Origin of the sequence: Syntrophomonas zehnderi OL-4 (assembly GCF_000983115.1) — a bacterium.
Classification (GTDB): domain Bacteria; phylum Bacillota; class Syntrophomonadia; order Syntrophomonadales; family Syntrophomonadaceae; genus Syntrophomonas_B; species Syntrophomonas_B zehnderi.
Genome location: NZ_CGIH01000026.1, coordinates 112,564 through 132,392, shown reverse-complemented (window position 1 = coordinate 132,392; position 19,829 = coordinate 112,564). Strand labels below are relative to the sequence as shown.

Annotated in this window: 20 protein-coding genes, 1 tRNA gene and 1 other annotated feature; of the genes, 6 read left to right on the top strand and 15 right to left on the bottom strand. The window is 43.4% G+C overall.

Annotated features, from left to right (window positions below):
* The first annotated feature begins 9 nt into the window (after nt 1-9).
* Nucleotides 10-747 carry a pyruvate formate-lyase-activating protein gene (pflA, locus tag AAV90_RS06930; protein ID WP_046497004.1) on the top strand — a complete coding sequence of 246 codons (738 nt, stop codon included), beginning with the start codon at nt 10-12 and terminating at the stop codon, nt 745-747.
* 207 nt (nt 748-954) lie between these two features.
* Nucleotides 955-2,499, top strand: a complete 1,545-nt coding sequence (cls, locus tag AAV90_RS06925) for a cardiolipin synthase (RefSeq protein WP_046497001.1) — start codon at nt 955-957, stop codon at nt 2,497-2,499.
* 134 nt (nt 2,500-2,633) lie between these two features.
* Here cls and AAV90_RS06920 read toward each other — a convergent pair whose 3' ends face one another.
* The 11 genes from AAV90_RS06920 to AAV90_RS06870 form a co-directional block, all read right to left on the bottom strand.
* Nucleotides 2,634-4,307, bottom strand: a complete 1,674-nt coding sequence (locus tag AAV90_RS06920) for a nucleoside kinase (RefSeq protein WP_052729650.1) — start codon at nt 4,305-4,307, stop codon at nt 2,634-2,636.
* A 115-nt stretch (nt 4,308-4,422) separates the two neighbouring features.
* Complete coding sequence (pheT, locus tag AAV90_RS06915) at nt 4,423-6,474, bottom strand: phenylalanine--tRNA ligase subunit beta (protein ID WP_046496997.1); 2,052 nt, start codon at nt 6,472-6,474, stop codon at nt 4,423-4,425.
* A gap of 14 nt (nt 6,475-6,488) precedes the next feature.
* Complete coding sequence (pheS, locus tag AAV90_RS06910) at nt 6,489-7,511, bottom strand: phenylalanine--tRNA ligase subunit alpha (RefSeq protein WP_046497211.1); 1,023 nt, start codon at nt 7,509-7,511, stop codon at nt 6,489-6,491.
* Nucleotides 7,512-7,594: 83 nt separating this feature from the next.
* Nucleotides 7,595-7,842, bottom strand: a binding site (T-box leader).
* A gap of 173 nt (nt 7,843-8,015) precedes the next feature.
* Nucleotides 8,016-8,783, bottom strand: a complete 768-nt coding sequence (locus AAV90_RS06905; protein ID WP_046496994.1) for a TrmH family RNA methyltransferase — start codon at nt 8,781-8,783, stop codon at nt 8,016-8,018.
* Between the two features lie 257 nt (nt 8,784-9,040).
* Nucleotides 9,041-9,391 carry a 50S ribosomal protein L20 gene (rplT, locus tag AAV90_RS06900; protein WP_046496991.1) on the bottom strand — a complete coding sequence of 117 codons (351 nt, stop codon included), beginning with the start codon at nt 9,389-9,391 and terminating at the stop codon, nt 9,041-9,043.
* A 19-nt stretch (nt 9,392-9,410) separates the two neighbouring features.
* Nucleotides 9,411-9,608, bottom strand: a complete 198-nt coding sequence (gene rpmI / locus AAV90_RS06895; protein ID WP_046496989.1) for a 50S ribosomal protein L35 — start codon at nt 9,606-9,608, stop codon at nt 9,411-9,413.
* A 16-nt stretch (nt 9,609-9,624) separates the two neighbouring features.
* Complete coding sequence (infC, locus tag AAV90_RS06890) at nt 9,625-10,191, bottom strand: translation initiation factor IF-3 (protein ID WP_046496986.1); 567 nt, start codon at nt 10,189-10,191, stop codon at nt 9,625-9,627.
* Nucleotides 10,192-10,537: 346 nt separating this feature from the next.
* The gene (thrS, locus tag AAV90_RS06885) at nt 10,538-12,448 is read right to left on the bottom strand and encodes a threonine--tRNA ligase (protein ID WP_046496983.1); all 1,911 of its coding nucleotides are present in this window, start codon (nt 12,446-12,448) and stop codon (nt 10,538-10,540) included.
* A 24-nt stretch (nt 12,449-12,472) separates the two neighbouring features.
* Nucleotides 12,473-13,084 (bottom strand): DUF445 domain-containing protein, encoded by a 612-nt coding sequence (locus tag AAV90_RS06880; protein ID WP_207642051.1) that lies wholly within the window; start codon nt 13,082-13,084, stop codon nt 12,473-12,475.
* 142 nt (nt 13,085-13,226) lie between these two features.
* On the bottom strand, nt 13,227-14,150 hold the full coding sequence (ytxC, locus tag AAV90_RS06875) for a putative sporulation protein YtxC (protein ID WP_046496976.1): 924 nt from the start codon (nt 14,148-14,150) through the stop codon (nt 13,227-13,229).
* Nucleotides 14,151-14,462: 312 nt separating this feature from the next.
* Nucleotides 14,463-14,537 (bottom strand) — tRNA-Val (locus AAV90_RS06870).
* Nucleotides 14,538-14,695: 158 nt separating this feature from the next.
* Between AAV90_RS06870 and AAV90_RS06865 the strand changes: the two genes are divergently transcribed.
* The 3 genes from AAV90_RS06865 (at nt 14,696) to AAV90_RS06855 (ending at nt 16,749) form a co-directional block, all read left to right on the top strand.
* Nucleotides 14,696-15,436, top strand: a complete 741-nt coding sequence (locus AAV90_RS06865) for a polysaccharide deacetylase family protein (protein WP_052729649.1) — start codon at nt 14,696-14,698, stop codon at nt 15,434-15,436.
* 52 nt (nt 15,437-15,488) lie between these two features.
* Nucleotides 15,489-16,217, top strand: coding sequence for a polysaccharide deacetylase family sporulation protein PdaB (gene pdaB / locus AAV90_RS06860; RefSeq protein ID WP_046496973.1), 729 nt, complete (start codon nt 15,489-15,491; stop codon nt 16,215-16,217).
* A gap of 334 nt (nt 16,218-16,551) precedes the next feature.
* The gene (locus AAV90_RS06855) at nt 16,552-16,749 is read left to right on the top strand and encodes a YgaP-like transmembrane domain (RefSeq protein ID WP_046496969.1); all 198 of its coding nucleotides are present in this window, start codon (nt 16,552-16,554) and stop codon (nt 16,747-16,749) included.
* A gap of 24 nt (nt 16,750-16,773) precedes the next feature.
* Here the strand turns inward: AAV90_RS06855 and AAV90_RS06850 are convergent, their stop codons facing one another.
* The 3 genes from AAV90_RS06850 to AAV90_RS06840 all read right to left on the bottom strand — a co-directional run bounded on the left by AAV90_RS06850 (nt 16,774) and on the right by AAV90_RS06840 (nt 18,620).
* Entirely contained in the window at nt 16,774-17,214 is a 441-nt protein-coding gene (locus AAV90_RS06850; RefSeq protein WP_046496964.1) for a hypothetical protein, read from the bottom strand.
* Nucleotides 17,215-17,232: 18 nt separating this feature from the next.
* A complete protein-coding gene (locus tag AAV90_RS06845; RefSeq protein ID WP_046496961.1) occupies nt 17,233-18,150 on the bottom strand; it encodes an MBL fold metallo-hydrolase in 918 nt (305 codons plus the stop codon).
* A 68-nt stretch (nt 18,151-18,218) separates the two neighbouring features.
* Entirely contained in the window at nt 18,219-18,620 is a 402-nt protein-coding gene (locus tag AAV90_RS06840; RefSeq protein WP_046496955.1) for a hypothetical protein, read from the bottom strand.
* Between the two features lie 523 nt (nt 18,621-19,143).
* Between AAV90_RS06840 and AAV90_RS06830 the strand changes: the two genes are divergently transcribed.
* A complete protein-coding gene (locus tag AAV90_RS06830; protein ID WP_046496950.1) occupies nt 19,144-19,338 on the top strand; it encodes a hypothetical protein in 195 nt (64 codons plus the stop codon).
* A gap of 51 nt (nt 19,339-19,389) precedes the next feature.
* On the opposite strand, the gene AAV90_RS06825 is transcribed toward AAV90_RS06830, so the two are convergent.
* Nucleotides 19,390-19,707: a hypothetical protein gene (locus AAV90_RS06825; protein WP_046496947.1), complete on the bottom strand. Its 318-nt coding sequence runs from the start codon at nt 19,705-19,707 to the stop codon at nt 19,390-19,392.
* Nucleotides 19,708-19,829 lie beyond the last annotated feature (122 nt).

Genomic DNA, 19,829 nt, shown 5'->3' with positions numbered 1-19,829 from the left:
GGGGAAGATATGGCGCTGGAAGGTTATATTCATTCTATTGAAACTTTTGGAACCCTGGATGGGCCAGGCATAAGATATGTCATTTTTATGCAGGGCTGTCCCCTGCGCTGCGCATTCTGTCATAATCCGGATACCTGGAGGATGGTGCATGGCCAGAAAAAAACCGTGGCTTGGTTTGTGGAGGATATAAAAAACTACCTGCCCTATTTCCGTTCTTCCGGAGGAGGACTTACGGTTTCCGGAGGCGAGCCGTTGCTGCAGGCCTCATTTTTAACCCTGCTTTTCTCGCGTTTAAGAAAACTTAATATTCATAAGGCAGTGGATACAAGCGGATTTGCCGAAGTTGAAAAGATAAAGGAATTAATGTCTTTAACTGACCTGGTCATGTTATCCATCAAACATCCTGATCCTGACCGTCACCGGGAGATATGCGGACAATCCAATGATCGCCCCCTGGCGTTGAGTCGCTATTTAAGCCGGATTATGATGCCGGTGTGGATTCGCTACGTATTGATTCCGCAAGTAAGCAGCGATCGCCGGGATCTTGAAATGCTGGCCCAAATGATTTATAAAATGCCCAATGTTGAGAGACTTGAATTGCTGCCCTACCATACTATGGGCACTCCCAAGTGGAGAGCCTTAGGTTTAAAATCCCCCCTGCTTGATTCCCGGCCCCCAACCGAGCAAGAAATTCAGTCAGCCCGGCAGTATATGCAGAGCCTGCTGCCTGATTTAAAAATAATCTAGGATATACAGCCTCCAAATCGACTGATATTGATCTCAAACCTAAAAAAATCATATATTCGCAAATTAGATGGGTTTTTTTTGCCTGTTTATCTATTTTGCGATACAATTATTATGTCAAAAAATGAATTAATATAAGGTGGTCAAAAAAAATCAGGCAGTCCCAACGGCTAAAACCGTGTCTCTGCCTGTTTTAAATGGTGAACGGATATGACTTTTATTTACCGAGTACTGAAAAATTTGTTCAGTCGGGTCGTCTTATTCAGCGTGGCCATCCTGCTGCAACTGGTAGTTTTAGTAGTTGTCGTATGGAAATTCAGTAATTACTTTCCCCTTTTTTACGGCTTGTGCGCCTTATTAAGCTTAGTGGCAGTTCTGCTTATAATTAACGCCAAAAGCAACCCGGCCTATAAGATTGCCTGGATAGTACCCATCATGCTTTTCCCAATATTTGGCGGCTTGTTTTATCTGATGTTTGGGGCCAACAAGTCCAGCCAGAAAAACAAGCGCAAAATGGAAATCATAGGCCAAAAAACCAATACTGCCCTCGAGCAGGATCCCCGGGTGGCAGCCGATCTTAAGCAGGAGAATCTGGTTGCAGCCAATCAGGCTCGGTACATCAGGGAGTATTCCTTTTGCCCGGTTTACGACCGCACCACCAGCGAGTACCTTACCCCCGGAGAAGTAAAATTCAAGCGTATGCTGGAGGAATTAAATAAGGCAGAGCGCTATATTTTTTTGGAGTATTTTATTATCGAGGAAGGCATCATGTGGGATGCGATTCTCGCTATTTTGCAGCAAAAGGTTCAGCAAGGGGTGGATGTGCGGGTCATTTATGACGATATGGGCTGTTTGTTAAAACTGCCTCCCGGTTATGACCGTAAATTGGAGAGCATGGGGATTAAATGCCAGGTCTTTAACCGCTTTCGCCCTGTTTTATCGTTACGCCACAACAACCGGGATCACCGCAAGATCGTGGTAATCGATGGTCATACTGCCATTACCGGCGGCATTAACCTGGCCGATGAGTATATCAATGCTATAAACCTGCACGGCCATTGGAAAGATGCGTCTTTACTTATTCATGGCGATGCGGTTTGGAATCTGACGGTTATGTTCTTGTCCTTATGGGAATGGATGAGCGGTAAGAATGAGGATTATGAGCATTTCAAAGCTTTGCCGGAGCAAGCCGCTCAATTCACGGCGGATGGATATGTGCAGCCATTTACCGACAGTCCCTTTGATGATGAGGCGGTGGGCGTTTCTGTCTACCTGAATATGATTGCCCAAGCGCAGCATTACATCTATATAAACACACCCTATCTAATCCTGGATAATGAATTAACCACGGCACTTTGCCTGGCTGCCAAGCGCGGTATTGATGTGCGCATCGTTACACCGCAGACAGGCGATAAATGGTTTGTACATTCCGTTACCCGCTCGAACTACGAAGTGCTAACTGAAGCCGGGGTCTTGATTTACGAATATTCACCGGGGTTTATACATTCTAAAACCGTGGTGGTGGATGATAAGTTTGCGGTAGTGGGAACCATTAATTTGGACTACCGCAGCCTGTACCTGCACTTTGAGTGCGGAGTTTGGCTTTTTAAAACCCAAAGTGTCGCAGAAGTCAAGCAGGATTTTCTGCAGACTCTGACCATTTGCCGCCCCATAACCTGGCAAGACTGCCGGGAGGTTAAATGGTACCGCAGGATAACCCGGGCCTTACTGCGTATGTTTGCTCCCCTGATGTAGTTAACAATTATCACAATTAACAAAGGGCAGTCCAGGAAAACGCCTCCTGGCCTGCCCTAGATCTATTCTGGTTTACACTTGCCCATAAACCCGACAACTGTTTTTTAAAACTTGGTTGTCCCGACCCCCATCGTTTATACCTTAAACCAACTACCGCCAACGAATTCCCGCAGAATGGAATTGGGCGGAATATTGGTGGAAGGGATGGGACGAAAATAGCTTAAAAATTTTAATAACCGCCGGGCTTCCGCATGTTCCGGGTTTTCCGGGCCAATTTCCCTCAGCAGCGGTTCAGCAAAAGGTTTTAAGGCTGACATTTCAAAGAGCAGCGAAGTATTAAACATGATATCCGCATTTTCCTGGAAAGGGAAAATGTTTCTTTCTTCCCCGCGCCGTACCGAAGGCCAGCGTTTAATGGTTTCCAAAGCCGAATAACCCCGGGTGCGTCTGTCCCGCACGATTCTGCGAATCAGACGGCAGTCTGTAGTGGGAATACGGTTGGTATAATCGATATTTAACATGGTCAGGGCACTTACATAGATCTTAAACTTCTGTTCCGCAGGTATACTCCAAGTCAACTGGTCATTAAGTCCATGAATTCCTTCAATTATAATAGGCTCACCCGCAGGAACCGTAATGGGCACACCTTTACTCAAACACCTGCCCTGTCTGAAATCGTAGATGGGAATCTCTACTTCTTCCCCTCTGATTAAACGGGTTAAATGATCGTTAAACAAATCCAGCTTCAACGCTTCCAGCGCTTCAAAATCATAATCCCCGTCCTCATCCCGGGGGGTCTTTATTTTATCTACGAAATAATTATCCAGGGAAATGGAAACCGGATGTCGTCCGTTGACCCTTAACTGGATTAATAGCCGCTGGGCAAAGCTGGTTTTGCCGGAAGATGATGGCCCGGCGATCAACACCAAGCGGGTCTTGGGATCGTTACAGATCATGTCCGCAATTTGGGCTATCTTTTTTTCCTGCAGGGCTTCATTAACCCTGATCAAATCATCGATTTCCCCGGCGGCAATAATTTTATTCATCGCTGCCAGGTGAGACGTATTCAGCATATTTGCCCAGGCCTTAGCCTCCTGGTATACCTTAAATAACTGCGGCAATTCACGGAAAGGCTGTTCTAATTTAAGATCATTTATTTCTGGAGTTTGGAGTATCATACCGGGAGCATAGTTTAAAAGCTTAAATTTCTTAAGCAAACCGGTACTGCTTACCATGTAAGCATAAAAGTATTCATAAAAGCCATCCAATTCATATACATGCACTTTCGACTTGTTACGATATTCCAGAATTTCCACCGTATCATCCTGATCCTGATCGGTAAACAGTTGGCGGGCAACTTCTCTGTCCACCAGAATTCTGTTAATGGGAAGATCCTGAGCCACCAATTCTTCCATGCGTCTGCTGATCATTTCAATCTCCTGGGCGGTGCTGGCTCTATCCAGGAACTCACAATAAAGTCCGTTGGAAAGAGAGTGTTTTATCATTAATTTTCGGCCCGGAAACAGATCCCAACTGGCTTTAATCATTAAAAATACCACACTGCGGCGGTAGGTTTTTAAGCCCATGTCTGAGGACAGATCCACCAATTCTATTTCGCAATCCTGATCCAGTGGAAAATAAACGTCTCTTAAATGATTATCGATAATCCCGGCTACTGCCGGATATTCAAGTTCGTCCCTTAATTGGTCGTAAAACGCCCCCAGGGTTATTCCAGAAACGGTCTGGTAGGAACCTTTTCCTTTTACGACAACTTCTATCGTATTTAATTCTCGATTGGATATTGCCATTAAAATGCCTCCTCCCCATATCGCTATTATATACTATATAAGCAAAATGGGGGACATGATTACGAGGCACACCTCCCCGGGCAGCCGCCTATTAAGGTTTTTCGCCACAACTAAATCAGCGCAGACTGGCCTGTAGTTGGTTTTGCAGTTTGACCAGCATTTGTTCGGTGATGGTGTTCACTTCAGTTTCGGTCAAGGTGCGCTCTTTAGATTGGAAAGTCATCCTAAAGGCCATACTCTTAAACCCATCAGCCACCTGATCACCCTCATATATATCAAAAATTACGATGTTTTGCAGCAATTCGCTGCCGCAATCCCTTAAGATCTTAAGAACCGCTGCGGCCGGAACATCATTTTTAATCAGAATAGCCAAGTCGCGTTCAACCGCTGGATAGCGAGCAATACTATCCAACATAACCCGGTGGCTGGATAGTTCATAAAGTGTATTAACATCCAGTTCCATTGCGCAGGCGCGTGGTTTTATGTCAAAGTTCTGTCTTACCAGCGGATGTATTTCCCCTATTATCCCCAGTTCTATACCCTGACTTTTAACGATCGCGGTACGACCGGGATGATAGGATGGATTGACACCTTCCTCAAAACTCAGGTTTTCTATCCCTAATTGTAAAAGGATATTCTCCAAAATCCCTTTCAAATAGAAAAAATCCATAACTACATTGTTTTTCTGCCAGTTAAGCTTGGATTTGCCGGCTACGACTGCTGATACTTTCAGTACTTCCTGGGGTTGGCCGCCATGAGGATAAAAAACCGAGCCCATCTCAAAAAACGCCAGGTTTTCATTCTTTCTAGCCAGGTTGCGACTGACCGTCTCCAACATTCCGGGCAGAAGTATGGTACGCATTACGCTTTGTTCTTCGGACAAAGGGTTGGCAATCTCAATAAATTCCCGCAACTTACTGTCATCCGGCAGCAGGAGCATATCAAAATAACGGGGATTTATAAAGCTATAATTAATTACCTCATTAAAGGTGCGGGCCAGCAGATCCTCCAAATAATCCCTGAACTTCTGATAGGTGGTTAGCCCACCTTGGGTGGTGTTGCCCCTCGGCAGCGTAGCCTTGATTTTATCGTAGCCGTAAAGTCTGGCTACCTCTTCAATCAGATCGGCTTCCATTTCAATATCCGGGCGATATGTTGGAATATAAACGAGTAAATCCTGTCCTTCCTCGCTAATTTTAAAAGCCAGTTTTTCAATATAACCTTTAACTTCTGGGACACTGATGTCGGTACCTAATAGATAGTTGACCCGTTGCGGCCTTAACACAATCTGGCGTGGTATTTGAGGTTCCGGGTACTGGTCGCAAATACCGGCTACTACTTCACCTGCGCCTAATTCCTGCATTAAGTAGGCGGCCCGGTTAACTGCGTAGATAACCCCGTTAATATCCGTTCCTTTTTCAAAGCGCACGGAAGAATCGCTCCTTAAGGCCAGCTTGCGGGAAGTTTTTCTGATACCGGTGCGCTTAAAGCAAGCTGATTCCAACAAGACATTGACGGTATTCTCATTTATTTCGGTATTCTGGCCTCCCATAATACCGGCTAAGGCAACCGGCCGGTCATTGTCAGTAATCAAGAGCATTTCCTCATCCAATTTACGCTCCACATCGTCCAGGGTAACAATCGTTTCATCCGGCCCGGCCCTTCTTATTAAAATCTTTTTAGCCGGGCTGAACAGATCATAGTCAAATGCATGCAGGGGTTGATTGCTCTCCAGCATAACGTAATTAGTAATGTCCACGATATTGTTGATGGGACGTATCCCGCTGTTTATTAATCTTATTTGCATCCATTCCGGTGAGGGCATGATTTTAACATTCTTTATCAGCCGGGCGGTATAGCGCGGGCATAAATCTGCATCCGCTATTTCCACCTTGATATAATTGTGGATGCTCTCCCCGTTTTCTTGTGGGTTATGCTCCGGGATCTTTATCTGACTGTCATTTAGGGCTGCTATTTCCCTGGCCAAATTTATCATTCCCAAACAGTCACCCCGGTTAGGGGTAAGATCCAATTCCAGTAAATAATCACCGTCTTTTTCATCCACCCCTTCAATGGCTATTCCAGCCATCGTTAGCTCATGGGCTAATTCGTGGGGATCTAAGGCAAAATCAACGTAGTCTTTCATCCAATTTATTGAAACAGCCATGAATTATTACCTCCTTAAAATTGGGTAAGAAACCGCTTGTCATTATCGAAGAAAAGACGTAAATCATTAATCCCGTATTTTAGCATGGCAATTCTTTCAATACCCATACCGAAGGCAAAGCCGGTTACCTTTTCCGGATCATAGCCGCCGTACTGCAATACCCGGGGATTGACCATTCCTGCTCCGAGTATCTCCAGCCATCCCGTATGGGAGCAAACCCTGCAGCCTTCACCCTGACAATTCACACAGGAAATATCCATTTCCGCACTCGGTTCGGTAAATGGGAAAAAACTGGGGCGATAGCGCACCCGCACATCCGCATGGAAAATCTTCTGCGCAAACTGCATCAGGGTGCCTTTAAGGTCGCCAAAGGTAATCCTCTCGTCAATGACCAGCCCTTCTATCTGATGAAACATAGGTGAATGAGTGGCATCATCATCTTTGCGATATACTTTGCCCGGCACTATGATTTTGACCGGAATCTGCGGGGCCATTTTCTCCATGGTTCGTACCTGTACCGGTGAGGTATGGGTTCTTAAAAGGATTTCCTCATCTATGTAGAAGGTATCCTGCATATCTCGGGCAGGATGATCTTTAGGCACATTCAAGGCTTCAAAATTATAATAGTCGGTCTCAACCTGCGGCCCTTCGGCAACAGTAAAACCCATCCCCATGAAAATCTCCTTTATCTCCCGGGTAACCTGAGTAATGGGGTGCAATCCACCGCTTTCCAGGGGCAGCCCCGGCAGAGTGACGTCGATTTTCTCGCTTTTAAGCCGCTGTTCCAATTCCTTTTTCTTAATCTGTTCTGTTTTTTCCTCAATCAATTTTTCCAGGCTGTTTTTTACTTCATTAGCCGTCCTGCCGGCCTCGATCTTCTCGTCCCCTCCCAGATCTTTAAGCCCCCGCAGGAGCATGGTTATTTCGCCTTTTCTTCCTAAGGTTTTGACCTTGACTTCGTTTAAAGTTTGCATATCATTAATACCTTGAATAGTTTCTTCCGTCATCTGTTTGAGTTTTAACAGCCGCTCAATCATAATTAGCCCTCCTTTATGCATATTTTTACCTGGACAACCCTTATATGTCATAATATTTTTTCCCATAAAAATAGCTTTCATCCCCAAGGGACGAAAGCTTGCTTCCGCGGTACCACCCCGATTAACCGATGTCAAACGCAACCGGTTCACTTGATGTCTTTAACGCCGACCTGCGGTTAAACCTACTGAATAGACGGTAAAAAGATATCTATGTTTCAGTTTACTGTTCCCAGGTGAATTCAACTGCTTTCCCCTGGCCATACTTTCAGTCCATGATACGGCCTCCCTGCAAGGTTACCGGCAGGTTACTTGTCCTGTTCATCACATTTTAACTATTGGGTAATAAACATTTTATACAAAAGGTAGTATATGATGCAACCTGAAGTTTCAAAAAGATTCCATAAGCTGTCGGTCTGATCGTACATAAATGATCCATCCTCCGATTCTTCCAAGGTAGAATTAAAATTCACACCATCATGCTCAGAGTATAATATCCTCCATGATCTACCGTCGCTGTCTCCATGCTTCTGCGACTATTATAGCACAGGCAGCAGCTACATTCAAAGAATCAATCTTGGGATTCGTTGGTATTTTTATGAGTCGGCTGCATCTTTTTTTCAAATTTGGACTTATTCCTGTAGCTTCACTTCCAAATACCAGAATTTTGGCCTTACTCAGATCAGTATCATAATAATTGCAGGCATTTTCCAAGGCCGTCCCAATAAGTTCATACCCGCGCTCAGAAAAGATACTTAGCTCCGCCGCGGATTTTATTTCCAGAAGAGGGAGGTTGAGAACACCTCCCATACTGGATCTGACCACCTTGGGACTAAATGGATCCACACAGCCTGGTGTCAATATAATCCCGGCTGATTCCAGACCCCAGCAGGTTCTGATAATACTGCCCATATTGCCGGGGTCAGCAATTTGATCCAGTAAAACGATTAAAGCGTCTTCAGATAAAAAATCCTCCAGTGACCACTCCGGTTTTTTTACGATAGCAGCGATTCCTTGTGGGTTTTCCGTTGTACAGATATGTTTTAACAGCTTGTTGTCCACTATATAACTATCCAACCCGTCTAAATCAGAGAAGTCTGCCGCTAGACTTTCTTCTATAAAGATAGCCCGCAGCAGTTCCGGCCGTGCCAAGGCCTCCTGGACCGATCTTCTCCCCTCCATTAAAAACAGACCTGCTTGGTCACGATACTTTTTTTGATGCAGTTTTCGCGCCTGCCTAACCGTTTGATTATCCAAAGATTTAATAATCTTCATACTTCACCTGCTATACTTAAGTGTTTAATAGACACTGATAACCCAGATTGTTTAGATTTACACAGATTATCCTTTTAAGTTATTGGCAAGATTGGTAAAAATTAATAAAAAGGACAACACTTCAGATCAAGGTTAGAAAGTTTCAAAGGGCGCATTTATCTGCCCCTGCAAAATCACATAATAAATCTGTGTTATCTGGGTCTGTTTATAAAAAAAGTATGGCTTTAAGGGCCATACTTTTTGCTGATATCGTAAACTTAAGCTTTCTTGGACAGTTCAGCCAGTTCCGAAAAGCCTTGGGGATCGGAGATGGCTAAGTCAGCCAGAACCTTGCGATTTATATCGACCCCGGCTACTTTTAAGCCATGCACCATCCGGCTGTAGGTGGTGCCATTATCACGGGCGGCGGCATTGATGCGGGCAATCCACAATTGGCGAAACTCTCTTTTTTTGAGTTTTCTATGGGCATAGGCATAATTGCCGGACTTCATAACCTGCTGGTTGGCTACCCGGTAGAGCTTGGATTTGCTCCCCCGGTAACCTTTGGCTAATTTTAAGACTTTTTTATGTTTTCTGTGAGAAGTAACCCCACGTTTTACTCTTGGCATGACTAAGCTCCTCCTTTATCTATTTATAAGGAATCAGTTTAGCGATTCTCTTTTGTTCCACATCACTTACCAATCCAGGCTTGCGTAGATTCCTCTTTCTTTTCGGCGTTTTGGAACTGAACATATGATTGGCATAAGCCTTGGATCTTTTTATTTTTCCACTGCCGGTCTTTTTAAATCTCTTAGCGGCAGCTCTATGAGTCTTCATTTTAGGCATAGGGGTTTCCTCCTTACTAATCATTATTGTTTTCTATTTTGGGTACCAGGATCATTACCATGTTTTTACCTTCCACTTTAGGGATCTTCTCAACCGCAGAGATATCTGCGAGCTCAGCAGCGAATTTTTGGCACAGTTTTTGCCCCAATTCCGGGTGGGTTATCTCCCGGCCTCTGAACATAATGGTAAACTTGACTTTATCACCGGCAGTCAAAAACTTACGGGCATTTTTCGTTTTAACATCGAAATCATGTTCTTCGATGTTAGGACGCATTTTCACTTCTTTAATAGAAATAACCTTTTGTTTCTTCCGCGCCTCTTTGTCCCTTTTGCCTTGTTCAAACTTAAATTTCCCATAATCCATCAAGCGACATACCGGCGGTTTGGCTGACGGAGCAACTTCCACCAGATCCACACCTTTTTCCTGGGCTATCTGCAGGGCTTCGCGGATCGGGACAATACCTAATTGTTCACCATCTTCACTGACCAGCCTAACCTCTTTAACCCGAATCTCCTCGTTAACTCTCCAATCCTTGCTGATAAGGAATTCACCTCCATAATTAAATAAAAAAGCGGGTTGCAAAAACCCGCTTCTAAAATGCCATACACAAGTCGTATTCCATCTGCCATGAAAAATTACAGATAAAAATCGTCTTACTTGATTCTGGTAACCTTACGAACAGTCGTTGTAAGGTGAGAAGCACGGCTCCTGCTTAAAACATCTTTTTGAGTATACCACAATCGTCCGGCCCTGCGCAAGCAAATCATCACCCGGCAAAAAAATATAGGTTTTTTTGTTAAGTTCCCTGGTCGGCATGCAGTCATCCGGTTTCTAAGCCCATACAATATCATGAATACCGGCTACCAGCTAAACGCTAATTATTTATGATTTACGCAGCTCCTCATTGTTAATCAGCATCCTCGCGCATCTATTTAACCAAACGCTGCCTTATTTCGGTACTGATTAGACCGATAAATTCATCGAGCGGTTGAGTGCCCAGATCACCTTTTTGGCGATGGCGAACTGCTACAGCTCCGCTCTCCACTTCCTTATCGCCTACTACCAGCAGGTAAGGAATTTTTTGCAGCTGACCTTCTCGAATCTTATAGCCGATTTTTTCACTGCGGGTGTCTATCTCTACCCTGATCCCCTGTTTTTTTAACTCACTGACTACCTGCGCAGCGTAATCATGCTGACGGTCGGTAATAGGCAGAACCCGTACCTGTACCGGTGCCAGCCAGGCTGGGAAGGCACCGGCAAAATGTTCGGTCAGGATACCGATAAACCGCTCAATACTGCCGAAAATAACCCGGTGAATCATAACTGGCCGATGTTTCTCGCCGTCTTCAGCAATATACGTCAAATCAAATCTCTCCGGCATTTGAAAATCCAACTGGATAGTTCCGCATTGCCAGGTACGATCCAGGGAGTCCTGCAGGTGAAAATCTATTTTAGGGCCGTAAAAAGCCCCATCTCCCTCATTAATCTTATATTCCATCTTTTTTTCCTGTAATGCCTGTTGCAGGGCATCAGTAGCCATATCCCAAATTTCCTGGGAACCCATGGCTTTTTCCGGTTTGGTGGATAGTTCCACATGGTAGCTGAAGCCAAAAAGGCTGTAAAAGGTATCAATCAGATCAATAACACCCTTTATTTCATCAATAATCTGCTCCGGCAGCATAAAAATGTGGGCATCATCCTGAGTAAAAGCCCGCACCCGCATCAACCCATGCAAAACACCCGACATTTCGTGGCGATGCACCAGACCCATTTCTCCTATGCGCAGCGGCAGATCCCGGTAGGAATGAAGATTTTGCTTGTAGACCAAAATGCCTCCGGGACAGTTCATGGGTTTGACGGCAAAATCCTGCTCATCTATTCGCGTAAAATACATGTTATCCTTGTAGTGATCCCAGTGCCCGGAGCGTTCCCACAATTCCCGGTTAAGGATAAGGGGGGATTTTATTTCCTGGTAGCCGGCTTTCTGATGCTCTTCCCGCCAGAAGTTCTCCAGCTCATTTCTGAGTATCATCCCTTTGGGCAGGAAGAAGGGAAAACCAGGGCCTTCATCCAGCAAAACAAAAAGCCCTAGTTCTTTGCCTAATTTACGGTGATCCCGTCTTTTCGCTTCCTCCAGTTTAGTCAAGTAATCATCCATTTGAGACTGCTTGGGAAAAGAAGTAGCGTATATGCGCTGCAGCATTTTGTTTTTTTCATTGCCGCGCCAATATGCTCCGGCCAGGCTCATTATTTTAACAGCTTTTAATCTGCCCGTGGAAGGTACATGCGGACCCGCGCAGAGATCTATGAATTCCCCCTGCTCATAGACAGTTATAACCGCATCTTCAGGCAAATCCCTGATTAGTTCAACCTTATAGTTCTCTCCCCGTTCAGCAAAAAAATCCAAGGCCTCATCGCGGGGCATTTCTTTTCTAACGATAGGATAGTTGGCCTTGATGATAGCTGCCATTTCCTTTTCAATAACCTGGAAATCATCCGGGGTAAAGGTATGGGTGGAATCAAAATCATAGTAAAAACCTTTATCAATAGCCGGGCCAATTGCCAAGCTGGTATCCGGCCACAAACGTTTCACGGCCTGAGCCAGAACATGCGATGAAGAATGGCGGTAAACCTCACGCGCCCGTTCATCCTCAAAATCAATAAATTCCAAATCACCGCTTTCAACTAACGCAGCGGTCAGATCAGATACCTTATTGTTAAAAACAGCGGCTACCGCATTTTTAGCCAGCTTGGGACTGATTTTTTCGGCTACTTCCAGCAGGCTTATGCCTTCTGGAAACTCCCGCTTACTTCCGTCTTTTAAAGATATTGATACCATTGTTGAAACCTCCCGCATTTAAGCCTAACTGCCCGGCAAAAACAATAAAATAGCGATCTGTACCAGACCGATCATAAAGCCCATTACGCCGCCTAATACTTCAATAAATGTCAGTTCCGGGGCGGAGACACCCTTGATCATATCTTCCAGTTGCTTAAGATCAAAAGCATTTACCTTATCTTCAACTATCTTGCTGATATGAATCTCCTCGGTTAGAAATTCCTGTCCGGAACGAAACAGCTGATCTATTAATTTGCCCGATTCCTGGAGCAGAACCCTGTCCAAAGTCTCAATAATCACCTGAATCAAACGGGCCGGTATGATGCGGGGCAGCAGTTCACTCAGCCTGTCCCTCATCAGTTCGGAAATCTTGGCAACCAGTTTCTCTTGTACTTCAGGGGTATTGACGCGTTCCAGGACATCATCCATTGATAAAAGCTCTTTATCTACCAGTTCACCTAGACTGGTTGCAATTTGCGCTTGTCTTTTAGGGAGTATCCCCTGCATTGTGTAAAAACCCAGGTTAATCGGCCGGCGCGGCCAGAACAGCATTTTCACTGCTACAACGTTAGTAGTATAACCGATCAATGTACTGATAAACAAAATGCCAATTATTTTAATAATCAATTTTATCACCTAATAATCCGTATTACTTTCAAAGAATAGCACTTTTTCATGCCCTAAGCAATCATTTGATCGTTATGCCATTTAGTCTGCAAAAAAAAAAGACCAAGCACCCGGCTTAGTCTAAATATAGTTATTATTTTTTTTCTGGCCTTTAATGGTGTCTTTTGTCGCTCTCCCATCCGTTATTGAAGCAGCGTTCACAACCGCTGCAATCCTTGATTCGCTCACCGAATACCTTCCTTATCATTTTTACCGGTTCAGTATTTAATTGTTCCACATTATGCAAAATAATGCGCCGGGGGGAAACTGTAACCAGAATGCTGACCAACAGATCATCCAGGCCTAATTCATCAATGAACAGGCCATAACAGTCGAGGAGTTTTTCTTCAATGTTGATTCCCTGCCCATCCCACAGCCAAAAAAGGCCGTCTGCATCCATGCGCAGATTGACCTCCTGGATACATGAAGGCTGAGTGTCCACAAAATATCTAAGTAATTTAACGAAATCATTATACTCTTTTTCATTGCGCAACTCCTCGCAGGCCAGATCTACTGCAAATCTTAGGTCGGTTAAATAATCCGGCAAACAAAAGTTAATAAGCCCTTCAATAACCAATTTTTTATGTGAGTACAGATACTCCATAATTTTATGGGCTATTTTATTTTTACGTCCATAGTTTAATAACAGATTAAGACTTTCATTTTCGTTAAAGCTTTGCAAAAAACCTGCCGCCTTGTTCACAATAATTTCCTGATCCTGCGGCGGTATATGCCGGTTTTTTTTGCCAACCTCCTTTATAAGCATTTTGTCTTCCCAATCCCGTAAAATATGCTCAGCCAGAAATTCAGAAATCTGGTGTTTGAAAATATATATGATATCTTCCTCACTCAAAAATAAATCATCGTTATTACCCCGCAGACTTAAAGTAAGAAACAGGCAGTCGTTTTTCTCATAAGCAACCCGGGTTACTCCCAGCAAATATCCCCGCTCCCTAAGCCAGCAAAATCTCTGGGAAAAATCCTCCCATAACATATTTTTCCCAGCCGTTGTGGTTATCTGTAATTCATAAATCATTTTGGGCCTCCTATACCATGCTTACGTTATTATATGTGAGGCCATTTTTCATTATTCAATTCTGACCGCAGCAAAATAATACTATAATTGAAATTATTCTTGCTTACACTTATTGTTTTTACATTGCCCCGGTTTATCAGGCAGACACGACCATAGCCTTTTAGTATGGGCCCACAACCTCGTCCTGACACTCATGCGCTTTCCTAACGGGGTGCGGACTTTACTCTCAGGCTGGTCAGTCCGGCACCAAGCAATTTTCGAGGCAGAAAAACAAAAAAAGCGGGCTACATTCCCCGCTATATCTTGTATATATGGTGGGCCGTATAAGATTCGAACTTATGACTTCTTCCGCGTCAAGGAAGCACTCTCCCACTGAGTTAACGGCCCTGGTCGGTAATAATGATTATATATTTATCCGCCGGCAAAATCAAGGCCTGTATAGATATTTACCGGCAGATTAATGGACAGATAGGCTTACATGCAATTCTATCCAGCATACTTTTTTCCTTCCCTTAATAGATTGTATTTGACGGGAGGCGTTTATTATGGGCAAGTGGAAAAAGACCGCGGCCGGGTTTATGTTCAGCGGCTTCCTTTTTGTGGGTATGTTTATCGGTTTTTATAACTACGCCCTGCATGAAAACATGGATTACTGGGTTAAAAACAAGATAGTCATTACCCGGGTCAATACCAGCGAAAAAGTAGCGGCCTTAACCCTTGACGATGGGCCAGATCCTGGTGTAACCGACAAGATTTTAAAATACCTTAAAAAACATAATGCCCGGGCTACTTTTTTTGTCATGGGCAACAAAGCCGAAGCCCACCCACAATTACTGCAGCAGATGGTTGAGGGCGGCCATGAAGTAGGAAACCACAGCTATAGCCATAAAGCATTTAACAATATGAGCACAGATGCGATCCGCCACGAAATCAGGCAAACGAATAATATCATCCATAAGATCACGGGGCAAAAACCAATCCTGTTCCGTCCCCCCGGCGGCTATCTGTCTTATGAGCTTGTTAAAATCTGCGATCAGGAAAAGGTTAAAATCGCTTACTGGAGTTGGGAAACAGATAGTAAAGATTGGAAAGGCAGCAGTTCCCGTTCGATCACAGATCACATCGTAAAGCATATTGCCCCTGGCCAGATTATCATTCTGCACGATGGCGGCTCAAATGGTTTAGCTACCGCCCAAGCTGTTGATCTTCTGCTTACAGACTTAACCAAACAGGGGTATCGTTTTGTTACGATGAGCGAATTAATGAAATTAGAAAAAAAAGAATAAAGGACATTTCTTCTAAATAAAATGTAAAAAAGTTTCAGAAGGGATGGTTGATATGCCCAGAATATTTGGTTTTTATCAGTTAAATCGGCGAACCAAGCTGGCTATCGTTGCTGTTTTGGCTGCCTTGCTGGTAACCAGTAGTGTGGTATATGTGCAAGCTTACCATAAGTTAAAACCAATCTATCAGATCGAAACTGACAAAAAAGCAGTGGCTCTAACCTTTGATATTAGTTGGGGGAATAATACCCCCGCACCGGTAATCGATATTTTAAAGGAGAATAATATTAAGTGCACCTTTTTCCTATCCGGACCTTGGGTAAAACAGTACCCGGAAATTCCCAAAAGGATAAAAGCCGAAGGTCATGAAATAGCCAGCCACGGTTATCGGCATATTAATCTAAGCAAACTCAGCAAATCAGAAATCAAGGATGAAATCATGAAAGCCCATAACAATATAAAAGAAGTAACCGGGGTGAATGCCAAACTGATTCGTACCCCCAACGGTGATTACAACGATCAGGTCATTGCCGCAGCCCATGAAATAAATTATGAAGTCATTCAATGGAGCGTGGATTCTCTGGACTGGATGAATCCAGGGGTGGCAACGATTACGGAAAGAGTCAGCAAAAAGGTACATCCGGGTGCTATTATTCTGATGCACGCTAGTGATACCTGCAAACAGACGGTTGAGGCCTTGCCAGGGGTAATAAAGGAGCTTAAGGATCAGGGCTATGAGTTTAAAACTGTTAGTGAATTAAGCAAATTAAACGCCAAAAAATAAAAAGTCAACCAGAAAAAACTTGGAGCCATTTAAGAGTCTTTGCTTAAATGGCTCCAAGTTATTGCTGATCGGTTTCGTCTTCATCGATATGCTCTAAACCGATTTCCCTTAGGATTTCATCAATTAAGGCTTTATCCACTTATATCCCTCCTATCGTATCGTATTACTGCCTCTTATAAAAAGATGACGCCAGTTTAATATATTATAATCACATTCGCAAGGTTTGGCAAGCATTTTTGCCAACTTTTTTTTGGAATGTTATGGCTTATTTCATACATATTTAGGTTTAATATTCAAAATACTATAGATTAAAGCATTTAGCACGGAGGTTCTTATGCTCGGGAGTGACGGGGTATGGGCCCGTATTATTTTTGCATTCTGTTTTTTCCTGCTTTCAGGCAGCCAGATGGTTACCGGCTGGCCGGCAACCGTCTGCGGCATCTTGGGTACTATGGAGCTGGCTACCGGACTTTTAAGATATTCTCCCCTGGTGGAATTTTGGGAGTATCTAAAAACCAGCCGATCTGACTGATTAGAGTTGCAGCAGTTAAAAAAACTAATCTTCGGTCACCTCAACTTTTATCCATTTCTTTCCATCATATTTATGGCTTTCATATTTACCGGCCGGGGGTTTGAAATCTTCCCAGCTGTCTTTTAGTTTATACTGTAAACTCTCGCTTTGGTCTGTCTGGGCAGTGGTTTTGTAAATCACATATTTTTGGGTAAGTATAGAATGTCCATCTTCCATGGCTACATAAAATTCATTGCCCAGATCACCCGTATAATCGTCAGGAAAAAACACTTCGGTGGTGTAATATGTTCCGCCCAGCGTGCCGGAAGGAATGCCCGGATTATCCTGCAAATCAGCAAAGTCCTCTAATACATCTTGTTTGCTGATACTTGCCAAAGGGGGGGTATCCTCGCCACCTCCGTATTTAAAAATTAAAAAAGCTATTATGGCAAATGTAATCAAATAAATTACGTTGCGTGTTTTCATGGCGGCCAACTCCTTTTTTTAATCAGTTCGCACATAACGATAATTCCCCAGATGTTTTACCTGTCTCATTTTAATTAGGCGTTGCAAGTGTTTAAGAATCATCATTTTCGCCCAGAAGATATTATGGGATGTTTTCGGCAGTGATTCAAAAGCCATATCCCGTTCGGCCAGATCATCGAGACTGCAGGGTAGATCCAAGCAGTCCAGAATTCTGTTTTCCCTGTCCAAGGCAACCTTGAGATAATCATGCAATAATTGCTCCACCTGTCCGTAAAAAACCCTGCGATGAGAGCTCACTAATGTTTCTGCCTTTAGAGCCGTCATTTTATTTATCGATTGGACAATATCATCAAAATCAGAAAATTCCCCCCCATACCAAGGGCCGCGCGGGGAGATATCCAGATCGGCAGAAAAGAGAATCTTCTGGTCAGGAAAAAAGAAGGCATAGTGCCCCGGGGAATGACCCGGAGTATGGATAGCATTAAAACGGGTTTCCCCCACTATAAACTCTTGACCATCCTTGAAAACTTCCATTTCCCAATGCTGAAATCCAGGTCGGGACGGAACATCGTCTGGAAGGTGGATTGATTTTGACCAGCTTTCCTCTTTGGGACTGCCTATTAATTCTTCCCAGCGAAAATAACCGGAAGAGCGCAGAAATTGGTTTTCATCAGTAAAGGCCCACAGTTCTTCCTCGCCAACCATTTTACGGGCATTTTCAAAAAAGCTTATCCCATTGGTATGATCAAAATGATAATGACTCAGCAAAAGCAGCTCGATTTTTTCAGGCGCGATATCAGTGTATGCTTTTCCTCCGGAACCGGCATCTATCAAAGTTTTAACCTTATCGTCAATAAAGATTGAATTGCTGTACGGGAATACGGCTTGACCCTCGGGCCGTACAACTTTGATATTGGGGTTAAGGTCAATTAGCATAAATTCCTCCATAGCAGACTATCAGCCTAAAAATAAACCCGGGTCTCCCCGGGTTAGAAAATAATCGTTTAACCATCCAGTCGGTCAAGCATTTCTACGATCATATCAAAAAAGTAATTCATGTCCTCTTTATCATTGATACCGGCTTTAAAACCAATTTCCGGGAATCTGCCGGTTCCGTTTATCTTAACATTTACCAGGTAAGCAGACTGATCCAGTTCTTCCTCCAGGGCCTCCAAATCCGACTCATCCCACTCATCATCCAGAGACACAATATCATCAGCTAATTGAAAAACCGATGAGTTTTCCAGTTCTTCGCTATTCTCCAGTATTTGAGCCACAATCCACATTACATCAGTAACGGTCATGTTCAGTTCATCACTTAAGTGGAGAATTTCGTTGGCTACTGGTGTAATCCTCAGCAAATCAGATAGATTGACAGGATCGCCTTTTCCCCATTTATTTCTCATAAGATCACCTCCGAATCTATTTGCCATAAAAATAAAGAGTAATTTTTCCGGGTGATTGCTGACAGATACTGTGTTTTTAAAATTTCACAATTCATTGTACTCATCATATCTAAATTATATGTGAATCCCGCTTGAAAAAACAGTGATTTTTCATAAATGGATGAATTAAACATCTGCTTTAAAGATCCATTATGTTTACAGACATCAAACTATATCATGAAATGAAACCCAATGCAAGGATTGGGCGGCATATAAAAAAGTGCTAAAATATGTCTGACAAGCTTTTTGCAGATTAAATAAACAAAATACGTTTATTAAGGTGCGGTTATGGAAATATTATTAAAGTTAACAGCCTGTGTTTTGACAACCGTTATTGTCCTGTCAATCTACCCGGCACTGGCCCGAGGCTGGTTTTTTAACCCTTTTTTTTGGGTTTTATATTTTGTTGGTATTATTGCGGATCTATGGTGTATCAATCAGTTGAAGAAAATACAGGCGGGTGCAAAAAAAGCGAGGGATTAGCATGCAGTTATTTCCGCAGCAAAACAACGAGGATAAAATTTATGTAGATAAAAATCATAAGATACAATGGATTTGGACAAATGTCAAAGGAACTATGGTCAAGTCTATACTTCAAGAAAAAAAGCTTCCGTTAAAGCCGTTGTTTATAGCATTTCTAGCCGGGCTGACGGCAGGAGCATTGCTGGCCTTAATATAACCTGACCGAGCCAGTCAACCCGGTTAATAGCATGGTTTTGCCGCAACACATTTACCCGGCATTGACTACCGGCCAATTAATATCGTCCTTATCAGCCAACAGTTTCTGCCTGTATTCACGTCTTAATTCTGGTATCTGAGTGCTGATTTTCTGTCGCAGTTCCATTTTATGAGATAACAAATAATCATTAAGTTCGCTGGTATCTATACCCCTATCATGCCTTCCTAAACAGATCCCCAGGCAATCATTCTTCTGCAGATAGAGTCTTAACTCGGCCTGATATTGCCTGTCCCCGCTAGCAAATACAGCCCGGCTAACCGCCAGGTTATCTGCAACAATGTGCGTATCCTCAATTGCTATCATTTGCATAAACATTTCCCCCTTGCCATAAATTCGTTGTTTTAATTCCATAATTTCTTTTTACTAAATATTTCTTATATTAATAGCTTTATCTAAAGTTTATACACTCATGTTAATTATTACAAGTGATT

Coding starts and splice junctions, on each gene's coding strand:
- pflA (WP_046497004.1), top strand. CDS start 10: ATGGCGCTGGAAGGTTATATTCATTCTATTGAAACTTTTGGAACCCTG.
- cls (WP_046497001.1), top strand. CDS start 955: ATGACTTTTATTTACCGAGTACTGAAAAATTTGTTCAGTCGGGTCGTC.
- AAV90_RS06920 (WP_052729650.1), bottom strand. CDS start 4,307: ATGGCAATATCCAATCGAGAATTAAATACGATAGAAGTTGTCGTAAAA.
- pheT (WP_046496997.1), bottom strand. CDS start 6,474: ATGGCTGTTTCAATAAATTGGATGAAAGACTACGTTGATTTTGCCTTA.
- pheS (WP_046497211.1), bottom strand. CDS start 7,511: ATGATTGAGCGGCTGTTAAAACTCAAACAGATGACGGAAGAAACTATT.
- AAV90_RS06905 (WP_046496994.1), bottom strand. CDS start 8,783: ATGAAGATTATTAAATCTTTGGATAATCAAACGGTTAGGCAGGCGCGA.
- rplT (WP_046496991.1), bottom strand. CDS start 9,391: ATGCCAAGAGTAAAACGTGGGGTTACTTCTCACAGAAAACATAAAAAA.
- rpmI (WP_046496989.1), bottom strand. CDS start 9,608: ATGCCTAAAATGAAGACTCATAGAGCTGCCGCTAAGAGATTTAAAAAG.
- thrS (WP_046496983.1), bottom strand. CDS start 12,448: ATGGTATCAATATCTTTAAAAGACGGAAGTAAGCGGGAGTTTCCAGAA.
- ytxC (WP_046496976.1), bottom strand. CDS start 14,150: ATGATTTATGAATTACAGATAACCACAACGGCTGGGAAAAATATGTTA.
- AAV90_RS06865 (WP_052729649.1), top strand. CDS start 14,696: ATGGGCAAGTGGAAAAAGACCGCGGCCGGGTTTATGTTCAGCGGCTTC.
- pdaB (WP_046496973.1), top strand. CDS start 15,489: ATGCCCAGAATATTTGGTTTTTATCAGTTAAATCGGCGAACCAAGCTG.
- AAV90_RS06855 (WP_046496969.1), top strand. CDS start 16,552: ATGCTCGGGAGTGACGGGGTATGGGCCCGTATTATTTTTGCATTCTGT.
- AAV90_RS06850 (WP_046496964.1), bottom strand. CDS start 17,214: ATGAAAACACGCAACGTAATTTATTTGATTACATTTGCCATAATAGCT.
- AAV90_RS06845 (WP_046496961.1), bottom strand. CDS start 18,150: ATGCTAATTGACCTTAACCCCAATATCAAAGTTGTACGGCCCGAGGGT.
- AAV90_RS06840 (WP_046496955.1), bottom strand. CDS start 18,620: ATGAGAAATAAATGGGGAAAAGGCGATCCTGTCAATCTATCTGATTTG.
- AAV90_RS06830 (WP_046496950.1), top strand. CDS start 19,144: ATGCAGTTATTTCCGCAGCAAAACAACGAGGATAAAATTTATGTAGAT.
- AAV90_RS06825 (WP_046496947.1), bottom strand. CDS start 19,707: ATGCAAATGATAGCAATTGAGGATACGCACATTGTTGCAGATAACCTG.